This is a genomic window from Mesorhizobium sp. M1348, from assembly GCF_040317925.1.
GTDB lineage: Bacteria > Pseudomonadota > Alphaproteobacteria > Rhizobiales > Rhizobiaceae > Mesorhizobium.
Map to the genome: position 1 here is coordinate 152,463 of NZ_JAMYLH010000012.1, position 23,551 is coordinate 176,013.

Consider the following 23,551-nt stretch of genomic DNA (forward strand, 5'->3'; position numbering starts at 1 on the left):
CGCAGCAGCGGTCCAGGACGTCGCGACTGGCCAAGACGGGGCTCTGGCGCACAGTTATCTAGGTAGGATGATGGGATGGACTCGAAGTCGGGGGAAGTTGTCTTCGTCGGTGCAGGCGCCTCATTCGTCGCCGGGTGTCCGCTCTTGAGCGGGTTATTCAAATCTGTCGCAGGCTATGCGCTGGCCGGCTACGGCGGCCACCCAAGTTCGGCCCAAACACGGTTGGCGGAATACTTGCATCTTGTACATGGACTTGATCAAGACCGCCTCGAGGATGCAGTGAAAAATGCACTACAGCACCAACATAGCGGCCTGGCTCTCAGCAGGCTGACGGACCTGCTTACAACCCTGGACATCGCTATTGGGGATATGTCGAGCTTCGGACGGTTACCGACAGGTGGGGTGTCAGGAAAGGACCGCGAGTTCGCGGGAGGGCGTTTGCAGCGCGTCCGAAACAGCATTGCTAGTGCCATAACTATAGCTATTGCGGAGGCCCGTGGTGACGAAGGCTCCGATGGAAATACGAAAAGCGTTAGCAAATCAGGAGTTCATGCGATCCGCAAACTAGCGGATCGCTTCTGCGACGGTGTAATCATCACGACCAACTGGGATAGCTTCCTTGACCGCACGCTTTGGAACTCTGAAGGCTTGTCGCCATTTGAGAAAGCCAAATGGGCACCGGCCGAACGAAGCGTTGTCTATACGCCCATAGCTCAGGAAGTTGTTAACTTCAGCGGGCAGCGCATCAACAGTCAACTGGCTGAGCTTCCAAGTACGCCACTGTTGAAACTGCACGGATCCATGAACTGGCTGTCGTGTCCTCGGTGCCGGCGGCTGATCATCAATCCCCTTCTTGATTTGGCAAGTGGCGGATCAGGTGGAAAGCATTGGACAGACCAGACATGCTGGTGTGAAGCCGAGGCCGAGACACTCCTCGTCACCCCATCTTACGCAAAAACCTACGGCAACCTTCATCTGCAGGCCATCTGGCGAGACGCGCAGCAGGCGCTTGCCGAAGCCACTCGGTGGATATTCGTTGGGTATTCGATCCCGACTGACGACGCGTGGATCCGTGCGCTGCTGACGCGGGCGCTCGCCTGGAAGCGTTCGACGGGAAGCACGCGCAAGCTCGAAATCGTTGTGGTTTCCCATTCCGAGTCACCGTTCGAGGCCGAAGAGGCGGCAAGCGGCAAACGCGCGTCGAGCCCCTCGACCGACGCTTTCGTGCAGACTATAGAGCGCTATCGATCGCTGTTGGGAGAATTCGGGGAGGGGGGCCGCTTGGTAACTTCGGCACAGGGGCTGGAGAGCTGGGTCGACAGTTAGCCGGCCTCCGCCGATCAAAGGATCGCTATTGGGGCGCACTGTTGCGGCAGTCACTATTGCTCGCTGCTGACCGACGACCCGGATTATTCTGGTTATCTTTCATGTCGTGAAGAGCCGATCCATGAAGCGGCCTTCCCGCAAGGCCCCCTAAGGTCGCCTTTTGGGAAGCTCACGAACGAATTCCTTTAGCCTCTTAAGGTCGACGACCTCTACTTCCTTCGGGAGGCCGGGGATTTGATTCCCCCCCAGAAAGGCCACTCGAGGAACACCATATGTAATGGCCAGATTTATTTCTGCCAATGTGCCTTTTTTTCCTGGTAGTGCGACAACGCCATCAGCAGTTAAGACATTGACGTGGTTCCTTGAAGTTGAACTGTATGGGTCTTCCCCTCCCAAATGTGTGTAGATTGGTACCTCTACAAACTCATTGGGGTATCGTTCATCTTTCGGCTCATGACTGTTCGTCTTGCTCGGCACCACTCCGAGGCATTTTCCACGCCGCGCAGTGGAGTTGACGAAGAATTTGCTGACTTCAGCCATGACCCCGCCTCCCGCTCCGGTCAGCAAGTTCACTTGTGATTGCGCGAGTAGTTTGCCCACAGGTTCCGACAGCTCCGGATACGAACACTTGCCATCGCCAACAACCAACACTGTCCGTAGACGTTCCATTACAAGCTCCCAAAGATTCCTAAATGGTTACTGGCAGGCCTATGCTTTTCTGAAGACTGATACCGAGGGATGATTCGAAAATTGTGCAGTTCATTCTTGATTGAGGAGCTTAGCCTACGCGAGCGTCCAGAACTCCTGGAGCCCGTGCGGCAATTGGCGCCCGCTTGTCAAAGTGACGCTCAAGCAAGTGAAGGTGCTGAGGCAACTTAGCTAACGGAGCCTCCTCGTCGAGCCGCGCCACACAAAAGACTACTGCCTTATCCACTTAAGTCAACTAATCACTCCAAGCATATCTTGGTGGCGGTGGATCACCCTCAGGATCGTACAAGTCATCAGGCTCAGGGAAGAGGTTTTGCTCCCGCAGATTCGATGTCAGCACCTCAAGCTGGTTCTGTGCTTCCAAGTGTGCCAGCCGCTGTTCCGCCCAGGCGATCATGCGAAGGTATTCGGAACTCGCTTGGGGGAGAAACTCTGTAGCCCTGGCAATCGTGGTACGAAGATCGGCCGCTTCCTTTTGATGCTCGGCCAACTGACGGAGGAAGCTTAGTCTATTTGCCTCGCGCTCCTGGCGTTTTTTGTGAAGCTCCCGCCTATGCGCCATATACTTGCGACCGCGCTCTTCCGCTTCTCGCTCCTCCCGACGAGCTTTTTCAAAAGCCAGGTGGAAAAGAATGCCATCTGCCATCGGCTCAAGCATGGCTTCCAAGCTTTGATGCTTGCCGTCATTCCAGCGCTTGCGGGCGCCATCTGCCCAATTCTGAATTTCGAGACTGAGTTTCCCCGAGTGAATATAATCGCATTCTGGCCAGAAGCTCTCATAGGACGCCATTGACCGCGGCGGCGAGCTATTTCACGCCGCCTCTCGTGCTCGTCGTGCTTTTTGCTCTCAGCAGGCGTCGGAGTATGCTTTTCCCGACTGCGGGCCTCGCCGATCTCAAGTCGATCATCGTCGGGACCAATGGCTGTCTGTATTCCCTTCTCACTGTGGCTGAGCGTGATGTCTCGTTGATCGAGAGCAAGAGCTAGGTGATGGAGAAAGGATGTCAGCCGGGGCACGGAACTCTTGTGCACCCTCACACCAGGAATCGAGATCTCACCGTACTGGTCCGGGCTCGCAGATCTCAGGGTTGCCACAAGACCTAAGATCGAGTTGTGAGGACGTCTCACCGGTTCGAAAATGATCTGTTCCTTTGGGGGTACGAGGTTCCGGTTCCTTCTCAGGATCAGCCCGCGCTTGTCGCTCCTCCTTCGATTTCTTCACTGTGCTGGCCGTCGCCTCGATTGCAAAGGCCACGTAAGGGTTCACCAGGGGGCTTGTAGGCGCCAATGTGCACAGTCTCTAAAGTCGAGTTGTCGATTTTCCAAAGCGGAGTTTTCGTTGCGGGTTGCCCCGCTTCGACCTTTGCCCAATATCCGCGGCCTGGAACGGGTATCTGGTAGCGAGCACAAGTCTTGGCCAATCCCTCGGTCCGAAATGTCGAACTGCTGGGCGAGTGTGGCTATGGGCGTCGACCAAACGAGGTCATACAATTCTTGTCTGGTGAAAGTGCGCTGCATTGTTACTTCGAGGCAATAGGATCGAGTGAGGCAAACCAATAGGGCTTCTCTCAAGAGTCAAGCACATCTTCGGAGGCGGTCTCATCGCCGGTCGCTATCCGGCCTTGGCAACGTCGCGATTTCACCGGATGGGCCTTGATGCAGCGCTTGCGGCGATCCGCTTCGAAGTTCCCTGTTAGGCGTGGATCATTTCCCTGTTGCCCCCGTAGGGAATTTTCTTCTAAGACGTTGAATCTGCGCCAAGATTCCCGACCGAAATTAGCCCATATTCTCAATATCACCGAAAATTCGCTGTTTTTTGGCCTCGAACAGGGAAAATCGGACCGAGACTGGTTCGCCAGTGACTGCCACCACCACCAAAACTGTTCAATATCAACTAGTTATGGCCATCTCCGCTTTGAAGTGGGCCAATTCAGATACGCTATGTTCCCGCGCTCAGTTTACGATACTTGATCCATAAGAGGGGGAGGGGAGATTATGCCTGCCCTTATGCTCCGTTGTCCTCGTGTTCGTCAGTCAGGTTCTGGCAGCCACATATAGTCCAGGCGTTGCAAGGCTGGAAAGGCCGTTGGCGGAGTGTGCGGCAAAAGGCGGTAACGGCGTACGAATGGGATGGTCGCCGCGACCTCGGGAGAATGCGCTGTGACTTCTGCCGAGCCGGAACTATGGCTCGAAGCCGGCCTGGGTCTAGCCCCCCACAGGCAAATAATTTAGAAATAATATGATGGGTAATGGCGATTGCGGCCTTAGGTCAAATGATTTCCTGTCTTGCAATGTTGGGTCCGGGAAGGAAGCTTTGTTCCCGGGTCTAGCCGCCCCGTCGCGATGGCGTCCCGAACCGCCCTGTAGATCTGCGTCGCCAGCGGCGTCCTCGCGGCGCGGTCGACATGGAATGGACATAGTGCCCATGGCGCAACGGTACCATCATTCCCGCCAATCTTGGTCCTGTTTCATGACCAGAGCCGGACATATCTACCGGCCATCGCCACGTGGCAAATCACGGAGGAGACAATTCCGATGAAGGCAATCGTAGTAACGGATCAGGCCGCGGGAACGGCCGGGATGAAGCTAGTGGAACGCCACGATCCACAGGCGGCTATAAACGACGTCGTGGTTCAGGTTCATGCGTCGGGATTCGTCCCGACTGAGCTGACATGGCCCTCGACCTGGACTGATCGCGTTGACCGTGACCGAACGCCATCGATCCCCGGGCACGAGCTAGCCGGAGTGATAACCGCCCTCGGCTACGGCACGACGGGACTGTCCGTGGGCCAGCTGGTGTTCGGCCTCGCCGATTGGTATCGCGACGGCACCCTGGCGGAGTATGTGGCCGTCGAGGCACGTAACCTCGCGCCTCTGCCGGGCGACGTCGACTTTACGGTAGGCGCCAGTTTGCCGATCTCGGGCCTGACTGCGTGGCAGGGTCTGTTCGACCACGGCCGCCTTCGGGCCGGATGGAGCGTCCTTGCACACGGTGCGGCCGGCGCAGTCGGATCGATGGTGACACAACTCGCACGAGAGGCCGGCGCCTACGTCATTGGCACTGGACGCTCTGCCGACCGTCAGAAGGCGCTCGACTTCGGCGCGAACGAGTTCGTTGACCTCGAGAACGACGCACTGGAAGACATCGGCGGCGTCGATCTGGTGTTCGACGTCATCGGCGGCGACATCCAGAAGCGATCCGCTGGCCTGATTCGAACCGGAGGAACACTGGTGACAGTCGTCGGGCCGGCCGAGGCGCAGCCCGCCAATGGCCTGGCAGTCGACTTCGTTGTCGAGTCCGATCGTGCTCAACTGAGTGAGATGGTCCAGCGGGTGCGGGACGGGCGACTGCGGACGAACATCGGCAACATCTCGACCCTCGACGATGCCGTTTCCGCCTTCAACCCGACCGAGCGACGCTCGGGGAAGACGATCATACGCGTTCGTCCGTGAGCGTCACGCGCCTATCGATGCACCGGCCGGCCGGCGCTATCCGGATCGGCCGGGTGCCGCAGGCGATCGACGGGCGACAAGGGCCGTATCTAAATCTATGTTCCCTTCACGATTCTCGGTTTGGTCGGTCGTCGGGATTGAGCGGCGCTCTCGAGGGCCAAGGCCAGCCGCTTCTCGTCTTCGATGGCTCGATCGACTGCCTCAATTTCCTCTTGGAGCGCCTTCAGCTCGGCTCCGTAGCTGGAGCCGTCGCTGTCCCCGATCTGAAAGCCACTTGCCCGCATTGCGTCGCGAGTATGGTGCACGTTACGGACTCCTTCGCGTCGAGTCGCGACCAGGATTTCCCTGAATTCATCAAGGCGTTCAACGTGACTGCGAGTCATCGCGTTCTCCTATTTCTTCATCATCGTTGCCGGCGGCCATTCAGAATGGCTGAACCTTGCGGCGCAGAAGGTTTAAGTGACTACAGGAGATACTCTCGACAAAGCATGAGTGCGGAAGCTCAAATTTGAACGTCTTGCAATAACGTGGAGCGCGGCAAGCGGAAATTGGCTTGGGACCCGACAGATCACTGTCTAGACGAAGTGGCCCAGTGCTTCTTCAGGATAGGGGCTGTCGGCCAGAAGACGGGGCTTATCACCAGCTGGAGGGGCGGTGCGTTCGCCTTCATGCGAAGCCTCGCGCTGCTTGGTCCGCTGACCGTGCCGCAGATCGCCGAGATGCGGCCTACCAGCCGCCAGCGGATGCAGCGGCTGGCGGATGAGCTTGCGGCCGAGAGGCTGGTCGAATTTCATCGACAATCCGAAACACCGGGGCTCCAAGCTTGTGCAGCTTACGCGCAAAGGCGACGCGCGCTACCGCGAGCTGAACGCCCGGCTCCTGGTGATCGCCTCGACCATGGGCGTCGCTCTCAGCGAAACCGATATCCGCAAGACCGCCAACATCGTGCGGCAGCTGAGCGTGAAAGCGCGGTCGTAGCGGCTGTCAGTGGAGGCCAACACTTGCAATGCTGCTTCTACTTTCTCTAGCTGGAGCAAGCGTTGTGCCAAGGTTCTGGAGGCGATCTCTACTGTTAAATTGGGGGGTAGGGATCGTGCTCGTTATGTGGCTAATGGGCGGGGTTTTGGGATTGCGATCGAATTTGCACCTCGCCTTGGATCGACTGACTCAAGCCATCGCCGCCGGGTTCATCCACACGATTTCCCAAACATAACCGTCTGGATCTTCAATGTGGCGGTTGTACATGAAGCCAAGATCTTGTGCCGGGTTGGGATCGGCGCGGCCGCCCGCCGCAACGGCGCTGGTCAGCGTTGCATCGACAGCGTCGCGGTCATCGACAGTGAGGACGATCATGGCCTGGCTGTCGCGCCGTGCGTCGCCAATTGGGCGTTTGGTGAATTCGCTATAGTGGTCGTGGGTGAGCAGCATCACTCCGATCGCGTCGGAGAACATGAGCGAGGTGGCTTTCTCGCCCGAAAACTGCGGGTTCACGGTGCCGCCTAGCGCCACGTAGAACGCTGTCGACGCTGACAGGTCACGGACAGGCAGGTTCACAATCATCATTTTGGCCATTACTTTCTCTCTCTTCGGGAACAGCGCGCGCTACCCTAGCGCCTTGCCACAATGTGGATATACATCATGTATAGTGAAATCAAGCGGCATTTTGTCGAGGGATTGGAGGTGCCTTTCTGGCTCGCGCGGCGTTCTGCGTGAAATAGGAAATGGCGAGCGCAGTGAGGCCGACGAGGGCCGGCCCGAAGCTAAAATCGCCGGCATTGAGGTGGGCGGAGAGGGCAAGCAGCAGGTGATAGAAAATTCCCGCGTACGCCAGGTTGGAGAGCGCGATGTTAAATCGTGACAAGATGGCCAGAACACCTAGGGGCTTGATCACAATGAGGAGCGGGACGAGGTAGGTGGGATAACCGAGTGTGCCGAACAGGGCCCCTACCTTGGCAAAATGAGTGAGATAAAAAACCGCGCTGCCGAGATACATGAGGGAGAGAAGCGCCGTGCTGATCCAGTAGGCCCATTTGGTTTTGTTGTGCGACATGGATGTTCCCGTGAATGCCGTGAGATCAAATTTGACCGGATGGATCTGCCCGTGAGGCCGCTCATCTCTTTTGCTGCAACTCTCTTGCTGCAAAGATGGGCCGCCGAAAAATTTCGCCCCGCTTGCTACGTCAGTTAAGATCGGCGCCGTTGAGATCCGGGCTGAGCAGCCGATCTGACACTGCCCGCCTCGCCCGCTAAGGGAGCTGTCGCCCGCCTGCGTCCAGGCCATGTCTGAACGCCCGGCAGGAGCCGCTCGAAGGTGATGAAGTGCAGCACCAGCCAGACGAGGATGTTGCGCAATCGTCGAGCGGCGCGCCCGCCCATCACGAACAGGATGGGGTGGTCGTTGGCATCGAGAGGAAACAATGCGGCGAACCGGCCGACCGCAATCGCCTGGGCGAATGTGGAGAAAGTGAACGGCCGAATGGGCCTGCCGGCGACACGGGCCACGGCCTGCTCCGCGGCGTAGACGCCGGATACTGCGGCCGTCAGGGCGGATGGTCGAAATGGAGCCCCGGTTGACCCGATGGGATGTGCGCTATCGCCAACCGCCAGGATGGAGGGATGGGAAACAGACCGCAGATCCGTGTCGACGACCACGCGATCCTGAGCATCAACTTCGAGTCCGCCTTGTCTGGCGATCGAGGGCGCGCGCATGCCCGCCGCCCAAATGCAAATGTCGTGCGCGAAGCGGCGTCCGTTCGCTGTGACCACCTCGCTCGCTGTGATCTCGCTGACGCGCTCATCATCGGCAAGTGCGACCCCCAGTCTCGCCAGGTCGCGCCTGAGTACGGCCTGGACCTTCTCGCTCGTGAAATCTCCGGCACGCGTTCCGCTCACGAGCGTCACGTCCATGTCGGGCCAGGTCGATTTGACCTCGCCAGCCGCCTCGATTGAAAGCGGGCCACCGCCGACTGCGAGGACGCGGGCAGGTCCCCCGGAAAGCTGGTGCAGGGCAGCTCGCAGTGCTGCGGCAGAGCGTGGACCGTCACCGGGGTCCAGCCGAAAGCTGTGCTGCGACGCGCCGGGCGTGTTGTCGGTATCGACATGGGACCCCAGCGCATAGATAAGTTGGGTGAAGCCGATCTCGCGCACTGATCCTTCGGCCTCGATGTTGATCCTGTTCCGCACCGGGTCGAGCGAAAGCACGCGCGCGTGAATGAACTCGACGGGCGTTTTGGCGAGATACGCGGACAGATTCGCGATGCGCGGCTTGACGGGAGCGACCATCGATTCCTGCAGCCGCACACGCTCTACGAATTGCTCCTCGGCATTGATCAACGCGACGCGAAGTCCAAGCCGGCGTCGTCCCAGCCGAAGAGCGGCCATCAGCCCCGCATAACCAGCGCCCAATACGACAATGTCATAGGGTTTATCCGTTGAGGTTGGTGACGGAGACATGACGCGTTTCCTTAGGTCTCAGCTCTTGCACATTCGAGCTTCAGGCGTAGCGGGCGGCGGCCATGGTCACGGCCGCGATCGCGAGCAGAATGGCCGCGCCTCGTTGGGCGACGGCGACACGGGGTCGAACGCTCGGGTTGTCGCTGCCAGCTTTGCTCAACTGCCGCAGCGCACCACCTACAACCGCGGCCTGGATGGCGAGGGCAAGAATTGCGGCCACGGCGCCGGCCCCTAGCAGTTGCTCCGCGGTTCCAAAGGAACCCTCGTGCAGCGTGTGCCAAAGGTAGCCACCGGCGCCGATTGCGAATGCGGCGGCAAAAAGCTGGGGAACGAAGAGTTGTTCGCTGCCACGTCCCGCCATCCGCGCCAACGCGAATGTGGAGCCCGCCCAGAACGTGGCGGCGAGAATATGGACCGATATGGCTATAATCAGCGCCAGTTGCATGACATTAATCCTGTGAAAGCGACGCAATTAGATATACAGTATGTGTATTGAAAATCAAGAGGTGAAGATGTGTCAAGGCGTTCCTATGTCAGCGTGGCGCGGGCTGAGGCGGCCACCGAAAAAAAGGAACGGGTGATTCAGGCTGCCGCGCGGTTCCTTCGCGAAGCGGATAGCATCACGGCTTTCTCGCTGGAGGCGGTCGCAAAGGCCGCCGATGTGACGCGTCTTACGGTCTATAACCAGTTCGGATCGCGGCGCGGATTGCTCGAGGCCGTTTTTGACGACATCGCACGACGAGGAAGACTCGTGCGACTCAACGACGCGATGGCAGAGGCGGACCCCTGGAAAGGTCTCGACTCGTTGATCGCGGTCTTCTGTGACTTCTGGGGCAGCGATCCAGCCGTGGCCCGGCTCCATGACGCAATGGCGATCGATCAGGAATTTGCCCAAGCACTTCTCGAACGCAACGAACGTCGGAGACAGTCAATTGAAGAGCTGGTTGCACGAATAGCAGGCGAACAGGTGCCGCCTGCCGACCGACGCGATGCCGTGGATTTCATATTCGCACTTACCAGTTGCGCGATGTTTCGGATGCTCGCCGGGGCGAGGCCCGTCGCTGCTGTCTGCGCCATCATTACAGACGCCGCTAGGGCGGCCATCATCAGGATTGAGCCCGCGAATTCCGACGCAAAGTGATCGGGACCTCGTGGCCCTAATCAATCAGTAGATCTGAGCGAACAGAAGAGCTGGTGACGAGCGTGATCCCGTAGTTCATAGCTATGAGATCGAATAGGCTCGCTCGAGAAACATCATGGACATCCACTCGCGGTTCTGAGCCTTGCCGGCCCAGCTTCTTGTCAAGCAGTCATGAAGCTCCGGACCGGCTCGACTGACCAAAAATGTTTCATTCTGAAAGAAAGTCGAACTGATCGGCATGTTTTCGCTGCCATTTCGCATTTCTACAATGCGACGCAGCTTCGCCGAGCTAGCATTCCAGCATCAACAAGGGTCTGCCAATGATGTTCATCGTCAACCTTCTCGCTCGGGCCGAGACCGTCGATCACGTCCGTGACATCCTCATCGATCTCACGCGGCAGACATCCGCTGAGTCGGGCGCGGTGTCGTATCAGGCCGCTCAGAGCACATCCGACACCACGCATTTTTATGTCGTGGAACAATACCGCGATCATGCGGCTTGGGAGTCTCATATGGCCTCTCCCTATGTGCGCAATGCGCTATCCGTGTTCAATGACCTACTTAGAGAGCCGCCTGCGGCAGCCGCGTTGGTGGTTTTTGCCGAATACGTAGCTGCGCCAGGGGACAGTCACGCGATCTAAGCGTGTTCGCCATTTAGCTGTCGACCACACAACTGGATTGGCTCTTCATACAACTTACGACGGACGGAAAGGATTTCCGATGGCTGAAGTGGCAGTTCTAGGACTTGGAGCGATGGGGTCGCGCATGGCCGCGAATCTGCTCAAGGCAGGGCACCGCTTGACGGTGTGGAACCGGTCAAAGGGGGCGGCGGATTCGCTCATCTCCACAGGAGCACGTCTCGCCGGCACGCCGCGAGAGGCCGCGGCAGAAGCAGATTTCGTGATCGCCATGGTTCGAGACGATATCGCATCACGGAAAATATGGCTCGACGAGGACACGGGAGCATTTGGTATGCTCAAGGCGGGCGCGGTGGCGATCGAGAGCTCGACACTGACGCCGGTTTGGATCCGCGAGCTCGCCAAGGCCGCATCGGCTCGGGGCGTCGCCTTCCTTGAGGCACCGGTGGCAGGCGGGCGCCCACAAGCGGAGGCGGCCCAGCTGATCTATCTCGTCGGCGGCGAGAAGGACGTCCTTGCGCGAACAGAACCGCTGCTCAAAGCCATGGGGACGGCAGTACATCATGCTGGGCCGGTCGGGGCAGGCGCCATGGTGAAGCTCTCGGTCAACTCTCTTCTCGCTATCCAGGTTGGCGCAATGGCCGAACTCATTGGCCTGCTGCAGCGGCTGGGCGCCGATGTCGATCGAGCCGTCGAGATTATTGGCACGACGCCCGCCAGCAGCCCAGCGGCGAAAACGATGGCAACCTCCATGCGCGCGGGCACGTTCGCACCGTTGTTTCCAGTAGAACTCGTGGACAAAGACCTTGGATATGTAATCGCTATGGCGGGCGCGGGCTCTTCAAAGCATATGCCTCTGACTACTGCGGCCCGCGAGGTTTTCCAGCATGGGATTGATCGCGGCATGGCCGATGATAACATAACCGGCATCGTGCGCCTGTACACTGAGCCAACATAGTCTGTGTATGCGATGGGCGACTGCAGAACTGACGTAACAAATAAGTCGTGGATAAAGAGGCTTGGATGCTGAGTATATCCTATCGCCCGATCGAATCGATAGGTCACGTGGTTGATCGCTACTGGTCAAGTGAGACCAATCCTGGCGAAAACATCGAATTCATGCCGTTCTGGCCAAGCCCAGGCGGAGCTGAGATATTCTTTCACGTCGCACCAGGCTTTCTGCTCAACGGGAAGCAGCCGCCGCAGGCCCATGTTTTGTGCTGCCGTAGCCAGCCCATTCACCCGGAGGCCGCGCCGGGATTTCACTTTTTTGCGGTCCGCATACGTGCGGGCATGGCAGAACATCTCCTGGGAGTACCTGTTTCCGAACTTGCAGACAGATTTGTTCCGCTCGAGGTGATCTGGGGACAAGAGGCAACGGGTCTGACGGAGCAAATCGTAACCACGGCGCTTGACAGCACGCGGGTCCGCCTGCTGAACCATTTTCTGCAGCAACGTCTCAATCCCCGACCAGAGCGGCGCATCGATGCCGCCTTCCGACTTCTCGAGACGGGAACATCGTCGATCTCCAAAATCTGCGATCTTGTGGGGCTGAGCGAGAGACAGCTTGAGAGCCGTTTCAGGAGAGCGACGGCAAATTCGCCGGTCCGCTTTCGCCAACTTGCGCGGTTGAGACGAACTATCAAAGCGATATTGCAAGATCCGAACGAGAAATTTACGCAGCTTGTCGATGAGGCCTACTTTGATCAATCGCAGGCCGTTCATGAGTTCCGCCGTTTTACAGGTTTGACACCAACGGAATTTCGCGAGCTGGCGAGACGGTCCGCTCACTTCTACGAGTTGAAATCGCCGGCTTTGACTCGCCGAAAGTCAGTAGTCGGTTGAACCGGCCGAGTAACGCGGCGGAAGCTCCGTTGCTCCGGAACCACTGCAAAGCCGGCCGAAACGATCAACCCCGAAAACTTTGTTCAATGTGAGGGTTTGAATCGCTGGAGCGCTATCGTCAATAGGAGCGCGTCGAGCCTATCCTCTGAGCGCGACCGCAGCTCTAACCCCTGCCGCTTTGGCCACTCCGCGGGAACTCCACCCTTCAGGATGATCTGATCCATTTAGAAAGGCGCTCGAGCACGTAATCTGGCCGAAGGGAAATCGCTCGATATCGACGTCCGTTGTCGCGCCAGTAACTTTGAGCGAGGCGCGTTTGGTGGGACAAAAACATTGAAAAATATTAGAACGGATTTGAATGCAGCGTGGTCCCACCGGATTCTAACTTGTTGATTACGCTCGTTTTCCAAACATCCTCCGGGCCCACCAAAACATGAATTTAAGCAATTGATTCTATTAGATTTTTTGTAAAGCGCTCATAACATGGACTCGAACCCCCGGAGCTCTGAGCTTGGAAAGCTCAGGGTGGATCATGGCAATCGTTTCGAGAACGAGCCCCGGAAAGCTTGCCAAATCGGTGGTGAGGTCGTGGGTCAATCCATCAGCCAGTCGCAATTGCCGCTCCGGTATTTGCTGTCCTTGCGCCTCGACACCATGCCTTCGAGCCCCGCCTGGTCTATCAGGTGGGAAGATCGCCTTAGCCTCGCCGGGAAGCGCCTGGCTGAATTGGATACGGCCACCGTCCGGGATCATCTCGGCAAGGATCTCGCGGCGGTCCTCCAGCGCCATGTCGCGCAGGTCGTGACCATTGAGATGCAGAAGATCGAAGGCGACGAATAGAGGTCGTGCTGGCGTCGGGTGATGGCTTTCCGCAAGGCTCCGAAGTCAGACAGGCCAGTCTCGTTCAATACGACGATCTCACCGTCGATGATGGCGCTTTCCACGTCCAGTTCAGCGGCGGCCTTTGCGAGGGCGATGCCGATGGCGAAACTGTCCGAAGGCGACACGATCACGATGACTGGCGAGGTGACGCTTGTTCATGATGACGGGACCGTCACGGTTCGGCTTCACGGCTACGACGTTCCGGTGACGACGCGCGGGGAACGCCTCGCCGAAATACCGGACCTCTCCACCGCGTCCGCCCTCGGCAATCGCAACAGCATGCTTGGCTTTCGACACATCGACACCGACGTAAAAAACGTTATCTTGCTCCATGGCTCGTCCTTTCTTCGCTTGGGGCTCGGCTCGGCACTCCCGAGCAACCCCCGTTTGCTTAACAGCTGCAAAGACTAAGGGCGGGCCGCCGCTCAGACCACGGTCATAACGTCTAATAGCCATCGCAACCTTACCCGCCAAATCGTCCTTGTTGCGCCAATATTTGACGAGCTTCTTTTCATACAGCTTTCGGAATCTCTCGAGTTTGGCCTTTTTCTCGAACTCGACCTTTTCCGCGGCCCACGTCTTGCGAGCACCGCCTTCGAGCAAAAACGCCACGGTAGACACGCCTTGGGCGACGGCGTACTCGTACTCCATCTGGGTGTAGCTCTTACCCTTCAACTCTGAGCCGTACCGCTCTGCTACGATGAGTACGTAGTAGTCGCTGTCATCGATGCGCCGCTTAATGTAATCCCATTGAGTGTCGTCGCTGGCTTGGAATGCCTCCATCCCCACAGGAATATGCCCGAGGTTAAGACGGACTCGATGACCGACCGTCTTTCGTCCACCAAATCGGCGTAGGTCGAGCTGACGAAGATTTGGTATTTAACGTCATGCGGCTTCACCCTTCGATCCGCCCTTGTAAGTCTGCAAGCAGGCTGGGGATAACGTTCCGTGCCCGCATCAAGAAGCCGAGTCATGATTCTTGCAAGGGGTGAAGCGATCAAAGTCCGATCCGCGCGCTGGCACGCTAGGTTGCCCGGTTTGCCGGAAGGAATAATCACTTGCGGCCGAGGAGTATGAAACGTGCGGTGCCCCCCGCCGCAGCGACAGCCTTCGCTATTCCTTCTTGTCGACCAGCGCCCGTAGTGCCGAGACGTCATGCAGCAATAACCTGCTGCCGCGCTTTTCGATCAGCCCTCTCTTGGCGAGGTCGCTCATTTCGCGCGAGACCGCTTCCCTGTGCGTGCTCATCGTTGCCGCCAGCTCGGAATGCGTCGGTGCCGGGCTTATGGACACCTCGCCGTCCACGAGTGCGGCTTTCTCCGCCCGATGCAGGAGCTCGACGATCAGCCGTTTTCGCACGACCAGAGTGCTGTATTCGAATACCCGCTCGGTCATGCGCCGGAGCTGGGCAGACAGATGCTCAAGCAGCATCCAGGCAAAAGTCGGGTGGGTCATCACGATATCCCGGAATGCTGTGCCGGACAGCCGTGCAGCGCGGGTTGCCTCCAGCGCGACTACGCTGGCAGAGCGTGCAATCCCGTCAATGCCTCCGAGCTCCCCGAAAATGTCACCCGGTTCGACATCGCGATACGCTATCTCCCTGCCGTCCGCTGAAACCAGTGTCACGCGAGCCCGTCCTTCCAGCAGGAAGAAGACATCGCGACCAGTGTCGCCGTGGGAAATGATTAGCTCGTTGTGTCGATAGCTGCGCTCGTGCCACCGTTTGGTCAGCGCGGCGAGGTCGGCATCGCAAAGTCTTGAGATGAAGGCCAGAGAGCCTGTCACAACGGTCTCTTGTTCAATCAAGTGTACTTCACCTTACTCCCTATCCAAGGAAATTTGATGGCCGCAGGCCCCGCTTTCCGGGATGCAAACTGGGAGCGGATTTCGCCAATGTTTTCCCCGGTGTGGGAATTCCCACAGCCGAGCCTGGTTCGACTGTCATATCCTTGTTGCACGTCAGGCCCGCCGGCTCGTGTGCAAGCCGGCGAAGGGAAAGGGAACAGTCATGAAATTCTTGGCTCCCGTCACAAAACTTGCTGCGGGGTTTCGCAAATTCGTCGCGCCGCGCTACCGCCCGGAGCTTTATTACATGCGTGGCCCGGGGCCAGCCACCGCCCGCCGTATGGGCACGCCGCGGCAAAACCAATCCATCGACCACTACGCCTAATTTGCCTCGCGGACGGCTGACGCTCTCGCCCGGAGTGCCGTTCGCGCCGTTCCGTACCGGTCAATTCAGATCAATGAAGGGACGATCTGATCATGGTTATAATTCATGCTGCCGCCATTGGTCCATTTCGCAGGTGGTTACGCCTCCGCGCCGAGCGAAAAGCTCTCTTGTCGGCAACGGACCAGTTGAGCCGTTTACCCGATGACGTTCTTGGCGACATCGGCATCTCACGTGACGAAATCATGTGCGATTTGCGAAGCCGCGCCATCCGTCATGCGGAGGCAGGCGCGGCCGGCACGACGATCGAGCGCACCAGGATCGCTTCGGCCTCGATCCCGAAACGGTTGGCCGCCGGCAGTGGCTACGCCTCGGCCGAGATCCCCTTTGGCTGGTCCACGAGCGCGCGATCGAGCCTTACATCGCGGCTTCGACAAGCAGCGGCGCGCGGACGGGACCTTCGAACGGCACTACACCTGCGACCCCAAGGACTGAATGTTGACCGACGGGAGCTGGGGAGGATCTCAAAATGATCATGTCAGTTGTTAAGTCCCTCGCGCCTGTGACGCTCGGCACCGTGCTGATCGCAATCAGTCCGGCTTCATTGTCGGCTTCTGACGCTCAGGACCTCGCGTTCGCTCACGCTGACATGCCAATCAAACAGCTGAAAGACGTCTATTTGGATTGCGAGCGGGGAGGCCGCCGGTGCGCTGGGGACGGAAGACGTGATGTACTGTTCGATGCGCGAGTTCCGACTAGGCGCGCGATAGCAGTTTGCGCATAATCAACGATGCATGGCCTTCTGCACCGTGCGACGCGGCCCTGCGATCGACCACTTCGAACCATGTTTGGACCGCGCACTTCGCCGATCAGCGCAGTAACCAACCCGCGGAGTTCCGCGAGCGACAGCCTTCAAACGAATCAGTCGGTGGTAGCGTCACGCATAGGGTGAATCACGAACGCGCTCGCCTGCAAACCCCTTCGCCCGGAAATCTGTCCCGGTTACGCGGTTCGCCAGCAGACTGACAAGGAGCGGCTTCAGCCGATCGCCGATGCTATTTGTTATCTTTGTGCCGAATGGCAGCTTTGCGCCCCGATTTCGGCCGTTCGACTATATCGTTCGAACTGCCGAAAGCTTTCGGGGCTCCGGCCCTCTCAAACCCTCCGCCGCCGTTGTCGCGCATGTGCCGCATGCCACCTGCCGTGCTTTTAGCGAGCCGACCTTACCTCCAGTCTGGAACCTAGCAGTCGCCCAACTGGTTCAACCTTCCGCCACGGCCGGGCAGGGGAGGGCGTGCAAAACGGTAGGCGCGACCTAAGAAACGGTCGCGGTTCGAGTCGGTAGAGGGATACCGCCGAGGGACGCTTTTCCAAGCGCGGAGTTCGAATCCCTCCCTCTCCGCCATACGACATTGTTTACGTTGATAAAAATACAAGAATAGGTTGCGCGTCCGCCATAAAGCCCGCCAACCGAAAAAGGCGTATTCGCGGCACGTCAGCTTACGACACAAATATGCGGGGTTGATGCTTCGACCTTGTAGATGGCAGAGATCAACTTCGGCTTCGCTAAGCGAAGTCGTGGGGTTCATGCGACAGCGGAATCAGGATATGCGACGAGCACCCCGTGCCGGGTCAACCTCGCCGTCGGGAAGTACCGATCGGTGCGGAACCAAGCGGATTCACGCTTGTCGGCAGCGGACGCCGGCGGTGGCGGTCAGCACCCGAGCAGGCTCCCAATTAGCGAGACAAACGTCCAGAGCGGAGGCCAATCTTGGCACGCGACTTCGCCAGCCTGAACGACCGCTCTCCTCGGCTTAGTCAAGCATACCTACGGAATGATGCGCCTGGCCGGTGACAAATGAATCTCTGCTGGACCGCCGATGATATGGGGAGGCGCTCGCAAATCGCGCCCTACGCGCGGGTTGATCGGTTGATCAACATCAAAGCTTGAATATGAGAAATGCGCTAACTGTGACGGCGGTGGTCACCGTGGCTCGAGTGTCAGCAGATGTGGTAAGGTTGAGTGTCGGCGAGTAGCAGAGGTCCAGCAACAATGACTTTGAGGCGAACCAGAGCTTACGGCGCATCCGGCTTGGTTCTAGCGGTTTGCACTGTGTTTGCTTGGCAGAACGCCACTGCTGCTCACAATTGCCACGCAGCCGCGACGCCTGGCGTCAATTGGCACGAGTGTGACAAGAAGCTTCTCATCCTAGAAGGACAGGACCTGAGCGGGGCGAACCTGTTCGGTGTTGATTTCACTTCGACCGACCTCAGGAACAGCAATCTCCTTGCGGCAAATCTTGAGAAGGCAACGCTTGTGCGTGCTTCCCTGGCCGACTCGACCGCCAAAGGCGCCCGGTTCGACAGAATCGAGGCCTACAGGACCGACTTCAGCCGTATGGACGCGCAGGGCGCTGTGTTTGCGAGCGCGGAAATACAGCGCTCGAATTTCCAGGGCGCCAATCTGACCAATGTTGATTTCACAAAGGCAGAATTGGGGCGTGCGCAGTTCCATGACGCCGATATCAGCGGCAGCCGCTTCTCGTTTGCCAATCTCGCACGGGCGGACTTCCGAGGAGCGACGTTCACCGCGCCGATAGACTTTGACCGCGCCTTTTTCTTTCTGACCCGTATCGAGGGCGTCGATCTTTCCAATTCGGCGGGTCTGTCCCAGTGGCAGCTCAACATGGCTTGCGGAGACGCCCGGACCGAGTTGCCTTCTGGCTTGACGAGGCCTGAAGATTGGCCCTGTCAATTCCAGCAGGAATAGTTGTCGGCAAGCGAACTGTGCAATGCTGCACCCGACAGGATTTGAACCTGTAACTTCTGCCTTCGGAGGGCGCAGATCCTCCGCCAAGGTGGCACGTTTCTGCGGTATTGCTATTGGCGAAATCGCGGCCGAAGGGTGTTTGTGCCCCTTCCGTTCACCGCTACCGGTTCAATCGAACCGGTAGCTCCTGTCCGAATAAGTGGCAGCAACTCTTGTATCGTCGAGAATGACTACCATCGTCGTGATTATCATTCAGAAGCCTGGCACCAACGCGTCGATCATACTCGCCTCGCAGCACTTGAAATAGGCCGCGGCATCTTGGGGGGCTTAAGCTTTCGTCGGTCAAACGCCTGTCGAATGCATCTAGAGCGTTCATTCAGCAGCTTGGTGAGTCCGTTCGACCGGCGTGTACTCGTTTGTCGAAGGTTCAGGAATACAGTCGCAACGGCCTCACTATGTGATCTGGAAGGTCAACTGCTGATCCTCCCGCTCAACTCCTAATGAACCAGCGGATGCCGGGCGAATGGCGCTCCAGGCCGCTACTTGGGCGACGAATAGAGGCATTCACTCACGACCGCTGCGGGTTCTTCGACGACCCGCTGTCGTATGACTTACCTTGCGTAGACACAGCTTGTGAAAACGCGCGATAAGGTCGGCCTGCGCTAGATTCAAAGATGGCCGGGGCACCAGAAGATGGCACACCGAATGTGCAACGCAATGCTTGGCTTCGCGGCACTTGCCCTAGCCGCGTGCCAATCGGCTCCTGAAACGTCGCAACCGGCCACTCTCGAACCTGCGTTAGAACCTGGTGCCATTCCTCCCCAACCTGCCTTGGTTCCTTCCGGCTCAGCAATCATGCATCAAACCGTGGCGGTCACTCCCCCTGGCAAGGGCGTTCCAACAAAGTACGCTGCTTTTTCGGGTCTATGGGCCGGACGACTGGATGGGATGTATGACGCCAAACTTGCTGTTCAGACGATTTCTTCCGATGGGAAGGTGACGGTCACCTATGCGTGGGGAAATCTGGGCGACAACTATCCGGGGGAGGCCGCCGGCGCTGGAAGAATTGTGGGGACTACGTTGAAGCTTGAGCGCCTACCGAATGGCGCGGAGGTCAGTTTTGTTATGCTGTCCGACGGAGCCCTCGCCGGAACCGTTAGGCTTGCTGGCCAGACCTACACGGGCGCGTTCCTCAGGCAATGATCAAAGACGCATCTGAAGGGCTATGGAGAGGGCCAAACGACTGTTCCAATTTTGCAGCCTGTTGTTACCGGAGTGGGGGCCGTGCAGGTCGTGATCCCCAGATGAGCCACAACTCGATGCAAATGATCGTCGAACTTCTTGCCCGCCGCCTTGACGGCAAGCGCGGCCTGATCACCCTTCGCCTCCCGAATGACGGCCTCGATGCTCTGGCGGTTGATATGCGAGAAATAGCTGTCGCCGGTCGACTCGAACCATTTCGCCATTTTCACCTCAAGAGCCTATCCAAGCCGCTCTGCGTGCTCGAAAGCGCCTTTACGGTCATAGCAATGAAGCGCACAGCGTTGACGGAATGAGCCGCCGCAAAAGGGGCGGCGCCGATCCGCGGATGCGGATCCGCGTCGATCCTGCACGGAGCGCGGCGCTAGCAGCGCGGAGGAAGGACGGGGAGACCGAACTTCGCCATGCTGGCGCTAATGAAGCCGCGGCTGGGACCGCCTCACTTGGCGGAGACGGTGCGGATCACGACCAGCCGGTCGGCCCCAGATTCTGGCAGCCAAACCTCTCCGCGGCGGCCATTGATCTGGCGGACATCAGCGTTTTCCGTGGACTTGGGGTACGTCGTAAACTTGTCTGTCTGCGGATCGAACGCGTGCACGGCATTCCCTCCGAAATCGGAGAGCCAGACAATGTCGCGCTCGTCCACATAGACCGCATAGGTGCGAGGAAGGTCGCCGGGCAAACGCCAAGCGTTCCAGCCGCCGTCATGGGGGTCGTAGACCGATACCTGTCCCGCGTTCCATTCCGAAATCCAAAGCCGTCCCCGGCTGTCCGACCACACGCGGCGCGCCCCCTGGTCCGGGGTCGGAGGCTCGATCACTCGAGCTTCACCGCTCTTGCGGTCGATGCTTGCCAGATAGCTGCCGGCGAGCGACACGAAGTAGACGTCTCCGTTGGGGGTCGCAGTAATCCCGTAGGGGCCGCGGCCCTCTGGAGCGTGGAAAATTTTCATGTCGCCCGTCGCAGGGTCGAGCCTTCCGTAGATTCCGCTCTGCCCGGTGAACCAGAGGAGGCCGTCGCCGTCGAACGCGGCAGTATTGAGATTGGCGTAGCCGACGTCCTGCGGAAGCGCCCACACCTTGATTTCCTCGGTTGTCGAGTCGAAGCGCACGATCGCGTTGAGCCCGCCATCGGTTATCCACGCGTCACCGTCCGGACCCTGGATGACACCGTGAGGGCTGGATCCTTCGCCAAGCGGTACTTGGCGAACCTTGCCGGTCTCGGGATCGAGAATACCCAGTGCCCCCTGTTGCTGGGCCGTGTACCAGATGTCTCCGTCGGGCGCGGGCGCGACGTCATGGGGATGCGCGCCCTGCGGGAGACTGTAGACCTGACGTTCCTGCGCGTCGGCCGGGAAGGCGGCAAGGCTGGCGGCGAGTGCGATAAAGCGGAAGAGGCGGCGCATGAGAACTCTCCATGCTGCGGCATGTGCCACTACTCTAGGCGCAAAGTTCGTCGCAGCAATGACGGATCGGGAAAATCACGGCGCCCTGCACTGCGTTTCACCGCCCCGCGGATCGGCCAATCCAGCCCGCTGTTGGGGCAGCCTTGGGGTTCGACTGACGCGCTTATGGAACCCAATCCGGCTTGACAAGGATGGGTATTCAACAGGCGCAATGCGCCAAAAGCTCTGGCGCGAAGGGCAAGCATCTTGCCGATATGGCCATAGCCGAGGATGCCAATGCTGAATCAATTTCTGCGGCGTCAGGTGGGAGAAATAGTCTCGGCAGACGTCATCGATCGGGATGATGGCCTGACCACCATACTGAGCCATCAAAAGCAGTGCCGTGTTCATGCCGGGTTACCACCTAAGTCTGGAACCTAGCAAGCCGCCCGACGGGTTCAACCTTCCGTCACGGCCGTGCAGGGGAGGGCGTGCAAAACGGTAGGCGCGACCTAAGAAACGGTCGGGCTCGAGTCAGTAGAACGCTACCGCCTTTCCCCACATCCGCGCTACCTACTTCGTTGCGGCGGGTGAGGACCCAACTGGACTCCATTTGGGCGTATCCCGCAAAAAAAGCGCCTCTGAGGCGATGATCGAAAACGCACTCTTGTTTTTGATGGGCTCAGCAGGAACAAAACCCAATAGTATTAGAATTTGCGGATGGTATTATCTAAGTATCGATAAGAGGTAATTATCGATAGTGAGGGTTGTCCCAAGGAAGACCCGGTGTGAATGAAGCAAAGTGCAAGATAGCTTCAGCAAGTCGAATCGGCTAAAGCGATATCAATGGCTTACGACGTCACCAGTTTGCATCAAGAGAGGCTGGAGACGGGCCGCAAGCGGGTGCGCCGATTTTTGCCTAAGAATTTCAATTGGCAGCGCCAGAGCGAAGGCCGGAACGACGCCCGATGACTCTTTTTGACCTTGACCGTACCAATGCAATCCCGTGGCGCGACCTCGCGGGACCGCTCGTCACCGCAGAGGATTCTTTGGCGCGCCTCGATGAGCGGCTGGCCAGAAGTCCGGTGCGCGAAGGTTTTGTCGCGCGCACGCATTTCTACGCCGCCGCCGCCGCGCTGTGGCTCGAGGGCGAGCTTGTCCATGTCGAGGATCTGGGTCCTACACGACACCCACATGGACATCCGCACGCCGACCCACGAGCTCACCCGTGCCCATGCGGTGCTGCGGGCACGGCGGCTGATTGTTGCCAACAGGCCGGACTGGGCGCTGAGCCCGAACGGCCTAAGCCAATTGCGCGGGCGTGGCGCTAGCGCCCAGAACGCTTTGCCACCGGAGCGTCATGCGACGGCAGCGGAGGGCGCCGGTGATGAAGAGGCGGGCGAGTCGGCCAACGACGATCTGAACGATGGCCTCGGCGCCGAATTTGCTGCCATCGATGCGCTGCTCGATCGCACGCGCAACGTGCTCGACGGGCTCGCCGCCGCGCCGGTTTCGCGACCGCAACAGGTCCCGACGGACGAAAAAAATCCGCTCGTCTACGATCCCGACTGGGACGAGGAGGAACGGCTGTCGGACTGGCGGGCTATGTTGAACCGGACCACTGGCCAGCCGCCCGTGCTGAGCGCCGCCCTGCTATGGGATGCGTGGGAAACAAAAGAACCGCTGCAGCATCTGCCCTGGCTCGGACACCTGCTCGTCGGCGCCATGCTCAGGCAGGTCCGAAAAACGAGCGCACACCTCGTCTGTCTCAACACCGGGCTGCGCGCCATTCCGCGCGAAAGGCGGCGCGCCCGCGACAGGACGGCGCGGCTGATCGGGTTTCTGGAGGGCGTCACTGAAGCGGCCGTCGCCGGGCTGAAGGAACACGACCGGCTGGTGCTCGCCCGGGAGCAGATGGCTCGGCGCCTGCGCGGCCGGCGGGGGCATTCGAAGCTGCCGCAACTGGTCGAGCTGGTGCTCGCCCGGCCGCTCGTCTCCACGGCGATGATCGAAAAGGAGCTGAAGTTAAGTACACGCGGCGCGCTTAATCTCGTCGCCGAACTCGGCCTGCGCGAGATCACGGGCAGGGGACGTTACCGGGCGTGGGGGATCCTCTGACAGCTCGCGTGCGCGCGGAAAGTCGCCTGGCACGCCGGCGTGCGACCGCCACCACCGTGCGATTGCGAGTCGCTTCGTCTTGGCAGCGGGAACAGGCTTCCCACTTCATAGCTCGGACCCTGACTATCCAGTTTCCTCATCTTCTCTGGCGCGCCAAACCTTCGAACGCATTGATGTGAATCGCGACTACGAGCCGACTTCTTCAACGATATCCGCGCAATTCGCTCGTTTGACGATCGCCAGCTGTTTAGTTCTGCGGCTGTAAGTGCACGTACAGCTCTCAGCCAGTGTCGCTTTCGAGGTCCTAGAGTCTTTCACGTTTTGACGGAAGCGTATCCGGCGTTTGCGAAGTAGTTTTTGCATTCGCCGGGTTCGATCGTCGCAACGAGGTGGCCGATGTGGCGCC

The 23,551-nt window shown here is 58.9% G+C and carries 24 protein-coding genes and 2 pseudogenes; 11 read left to right on the plus strand and 15 right to left on the minus strand.

What is annotated here, in order from left to right; all coding sequences use genetic code 11:
- Positions 1–75 precede the first annotated feature (75 nt).
- The gene (locus tag NKH13_RS20750; protein WP_352914112.1) at positions 76–1,326 is read left to right on the plus strand and encodes an SIR2 family protein; all 1,251 of its coding nucleotides are present in this window, start codon (positions 76–78) and stop codon (positions 1,324–1,326) included.
- Positions 1,327–1,473: 147 nt separating this feature from the next.
- Here NKH13_RS20750 and NKH13_RS20755 read toward each other — a convergent pair whose 3' ends face one another.
- Together NKH13_RS20755 and NKH13_RS20760 are read right to left on the minus strand one after the other, a co-directional pair.
- Positions 1,474–1,995 carry an SLOG cluster 4 domain-containing protein gene (locus NKH13_RS20755; RefSeq protein WP_352914114.1) on the minus strand — a complete coding sequence of 174 codons (522 nt, stop codon included), beginning with the start codon at positions 1,993–1,995 and terminating at the stop codon, positions 1,474–1,476.
- A gap of 274 nt (positions 1,996–2,269) precedes the next feature.
- Positions 2,270–2,824 carry a hypothetical protein gene (locus NKH13_RS20760; RefSeq protein WP_352914116.1) on the minus strand — a complete coding sequence of 185 codons (555 nt, stop codon included), beginning with the start codon at positions 2,822–2,824 and terminating at the stop codon, positions 2,270–2,272.
- 1,745 nt (positions 2,825–4,569) lie between these two features.
- Between NKH13_RS20760 and NKH13_RS20765 the strand changes: the two genes are divergently transcribed.
- Positions 4,570–5,487 (plus strand): NADP-dependent oxidoreductase, encoded by a 918-nt coding sequence (locus NKH13_RS20765; RefSeq protein ID WP_352914119.1) that lies wholly within the window; start codon positions 4,570–4,572, stop codon positions 5,485–5,487.
- A gap of 95 nt (positions 5,488–5,582) precedes the next feature.
- Here the strand turns inward: NKH13_RS20765 and NKH13_RS20770 are convergent, their stop codons facing one another.
- Together NKH13_RS20770 and NKH13_RS20775 are read right to left on the minus strand one after the other, a co-directional pair.
- Complete coding sequence (locus NKH13_RS20770) at positions 5,583–5,870, minus strand: hypothetical protein (RefSeq protein ID WP_352914121.1); 288 nt, start codon at positions 5,868–5,870, stop codon at positions 5,583–5,585.
- Positions 5,871–6,062: 192 nt separating this feature from the next.
- Positions 6,063–6,281 carry a hypothetical protein gene (locus NKH13_RS20775; protein WP_352914123.1) on the minus strand — a complete coding sequence of 73 codons (219 nt, stop codon included), beginning with the start codon at positions 6,279–6,281 and terminating at the stop codon, positions 6,063–6,065.
- A 31-nt stretch (positions 6,282–6,312) separates the two neighbouring features.
- Between NKH13_RS20775 and NKH13_RS20780 the strand changes: the two genes are divergently transcribed.
- Complete coding sequence (locus NKH13_RS20780; protein WP_352914125.1) at positions 6,313–6,465, plus strand: hypothetical protein; 153 nt, start codon at positions 6,313–6,315, stop codon at positions 6,463–6,465.
- 189 nt (positions 6,466–6,654) lie between these two features.
- Here the strand turns inward: NKH13_RS20780 and NKH13_RS20785 are convergent, their stop codons facing one another.
- The 4 genes from NKH13_RS20785 to NKH13_RS20800 all read right to left on the minus strand — a co-directional run bounded on the left by NKH13_RS20785 (position 6,655) and on the right by NKH13_RS20800 (position 9,385).
- Positions 6,655–7,059: a VOC family protein gene (locus NKH13_RS20785; protein ID WP_352914128.1), complete on the minus strand. Its 405-nt coding sequence runs from the start codon at positions 7,057–7,059 to the stop codon at positions 6,655–6,657.
- A 79-nt stretch (positions 7,060–7,138) separates the two neighbouring features.
- Positions 7,139–7,537 (minus strand): DoxX family protein, encoded by a 399-nt coding sequence (locus tag NKH13_RS20790; protein WP_352914130.1) that lies wholly within the window; start codon positions 7,535–7,537, stop codon positions 7,139–7,141.
- 134 nt (positions 7,538–7,671) lie between these two features.
- Complete coding sequence (locus NKH13_RS20795) at positions 7,672–8,940, minus strand: NAD(P)/FAD-dependent oxidoreductase (RefSeq protein ID WP_352914133.1); 1,269 nt, start codon at positions 8,938–8,940, stop codon at positions 7,672–7,674.
- Positions 8,941–8,980: 40 nt separating this feature from the next.
- The gene (locus NKH13_RS20800) at positions 8,981–9,385 is read right to left on the minus strand and encodes a hypothetical protein (RefSeq protein ID WP_352914135.1); all 405 of its coding nucleotides are present in this window, start codon (positions 9,383–9,385) and stop codon (positions 8,981–8,983) included.
- 69 nt (positions 9,386–9,454) lie between these two features.
- On the opposite strand from NKH13_RS20800, the gene NKH13_RS20805 reads away from it, so the two are divergent.
- The 4 genes from NKH13_RS20805 to NKH13_RS20820 all read left to right on the plus strand — a co-directional run bounded on the left by NKH13_RS20805 (position 9,455) and on the right by NKH13_RS20820 (position 12,564).
- Positions 9,455–10,081, plus strand: a complete 627-nt coding sequence (locus NKH13_RS20805; RefSeq protein WP_352914137.1) for a TetR/AcrR family transcriptional regulator — start codon at positions 9,455–9,457, stop codon at positions 10,079–10,081.
- 320 nt (positions 10,082–10,401) lie between these two features.
- Positions 10,402–10,722 (plus strand): putative quinol monooxygenase, encoded by a 321-nt coding sequence (locus NKH13_RS20810; RefSeq protein ID WP_352914139.1) that lies wholly within the window; start codon positions 10,402–10,404, stop codon positions 10,720–10,722.
- 79 nt (positions 10,723–10,801) lie between these two features.
- Complete coding sequence (locus NKH13_RS20815) at positions 10,802–11,677, plus strand: NAD(P)-dependent oxidoreductase (protein ID WP_352914141.1); 876 nt, start codon at positions 10,802–10,804, stop codon at positions 11,675–11,677.
- Between the two features lie 65 nt (positions 11,678–11,742).
- On the plus strand, positions 11,743–12,564 hold the full coding sequence (locus NKH13_RS20820) for a helix-turn-helix domain-containing protein (RefSeq protein WP_352914144.1): 822 nt from the start codon (positions 11,743–11,745) through the stop codon (positions 12,562–12,564).
- A 456-nt stretch (positions 12,565–13,020) separates the two neighbouring features.
- Here NKH13_RS20820 and NKH13_RS35670 read toward each other — a convergent pair whose 3' ends face one another.
- From NKH13_RS35670 to NKH13_RS20835, 3 genes and pseudogenes are all read right to left on the minus strand, one after another.
- Positions 13,021–13,353 carry a hypothetical protein gene (locus NKH13_RS35670; protein ID WP_502912396.1) on the minus strand — a complete coding sequence of 111 codons (333 nt, stop codon included), beginning with the start codon at positions 13,351–13,353 and terminating at the stop codon, positions 13,021–13,023.
- A 600-nt stretch (positions 13,354–13,953) separates the two neighbouring features.
- Positions 13,954–14,603: pseudogene (locus NKH13_RS20830) on the minus strand (DUF4062 domain-containing protein); the annotation flags it as partial.
- A complete protein-coding gene (locus NKH13_RS20835) occupies positions 14,560–15,231 on the minus strand; it encodes a Crp/Fnr family transcriptional regulator (RefSeq protein WP_029356805.1) in 672 nt (223 codons plus the stop codon). The pseudogene NKH13_RS20830 and the gene NKH13_RS20835, both read right to left, overlap by 44 nt.
- A gap of 223 nt (positions 15,232–15,454) precedes the next feature.
- Here NKH13_RS20835 and NKH13_RS20840 point away from each other — a divergent pair, with 223 nt between their 5' ends.
- The 3 genes from NKH13_RS20840 to NKH13_RS20850 all read left to right on the plus strand — a co-directional run bounded on the left by NKH13_RS20840 (position 15,455) and on the right by NKH13_RS20850 (position 19,586).
- Positions 15,455–15,616 (plus strand): hypothetical protein, encoded by a 162-nt coding sequence (locus tag NKH13_RS20840; RefSeq protein WP_167522729.1) that lies wholly within the window; start codon positions 15,455–15,457, stop codon positions 15,614–15,616.
- Between the two features lie 2,050 nt (positions 15,617–17,666).
- Positions 17,667–18,383, plus strand: coding sequence for a pentapeptide repeat-containing protein (locus NKH13_RS20845; protein WP_352689239.1), 717 nt, complete (start codon positions 17,667–17,669; stop codon positions 18,381–18,383).
- A gap of 855 nt (positions 18,384–19,238) precedes the next feature.
- The gene (locus tag NKH13_RS20850; RefSeq protein ID WP_352914147.1) at positions 19,239–19,586 is read left to right on the plus strand and encodes a hypothetical protein; all 348 of its coding nucleotides are present in this window, start codon (positions 19,239–19,241) and stop codon (positions 19,584–19,586) included.
- Between the two features lie 20 nt (positions 19,587–19,606).
- On the opposite strand, the gene NKH13_RS20855 is transcribed toward NKH13_RS20850, so the two are convergent.
- The 4 genes and pseudogenes from NKH13_RS20855 to NKH13_RS20870 all read right to left on the minus strand — a co-directional run bounded on the left by NKH13_RS20855 (position 19,607) and on the right by NKH13_RS20870 (position 22,190).
- Positions 19,607–19,849 carry a hypothetical protein gene (locus tag NKH13_RS20855; protein ID WP_352914149.1) on the minus strand — a complete coding sequence of 81 codons (243 nt, stop codon included), beginning with the start codon at positions 19,847–19,849 and terminating at the stop codon, positions 19,607–19,609.
- A 233-nt stretch (positions 19,850–20,082) separates the two neighbouring features.
- A complete protein-coding gene (locus tag NKH13_RS20860) occupies positions 20,083–21,048 on the minus strand; it encodes a Vgb family protein (protein ID WP_352914152.1) in 966 nt (321 codons plus the stop codon).
- A gap of 279 nt (positions 21,049–21,327) precedes the next feature.
- Positions 21,328–21,438, minus strand: a pseudogene (locus tag NKH13_RS20865) (pyocin activator PrtN family protein); the annotation flags it as partial.
- A 461-nt stretch (positions 21,439–21,899) separates the two neighbouring features.
- The gene (locus tag NKH13_RS20870) at positions 21,900–22,190 is read right to left on the minus strand and encodes a hypothetical protein (RefSeq protein ID WP_352914155.1); all 291 of its coding nucleotides are present in this window, start codon (positions 22,188–22,190) and stop codon (positions 21,900–21,902) included.
- 31 nt (positions 22,191–22,221) lie between these two features.
- Between NKH13_RS20870 and NKH13_RS20875 the strand changes: the two genes are divergently transcribed.
- Positions 22,222–23,145 (plus strand): RHE_PE00001 family protein, encoded by a 924-nt coding sequence (locus NKH13_RS20875; protein WP_352914158.1) that lies wholly within the window; start codon positions 22,222–22,224, stop codon positions 23,143–23,145.
- Positions 23,146–23,551: the final 406 nt, after the last annotated feature.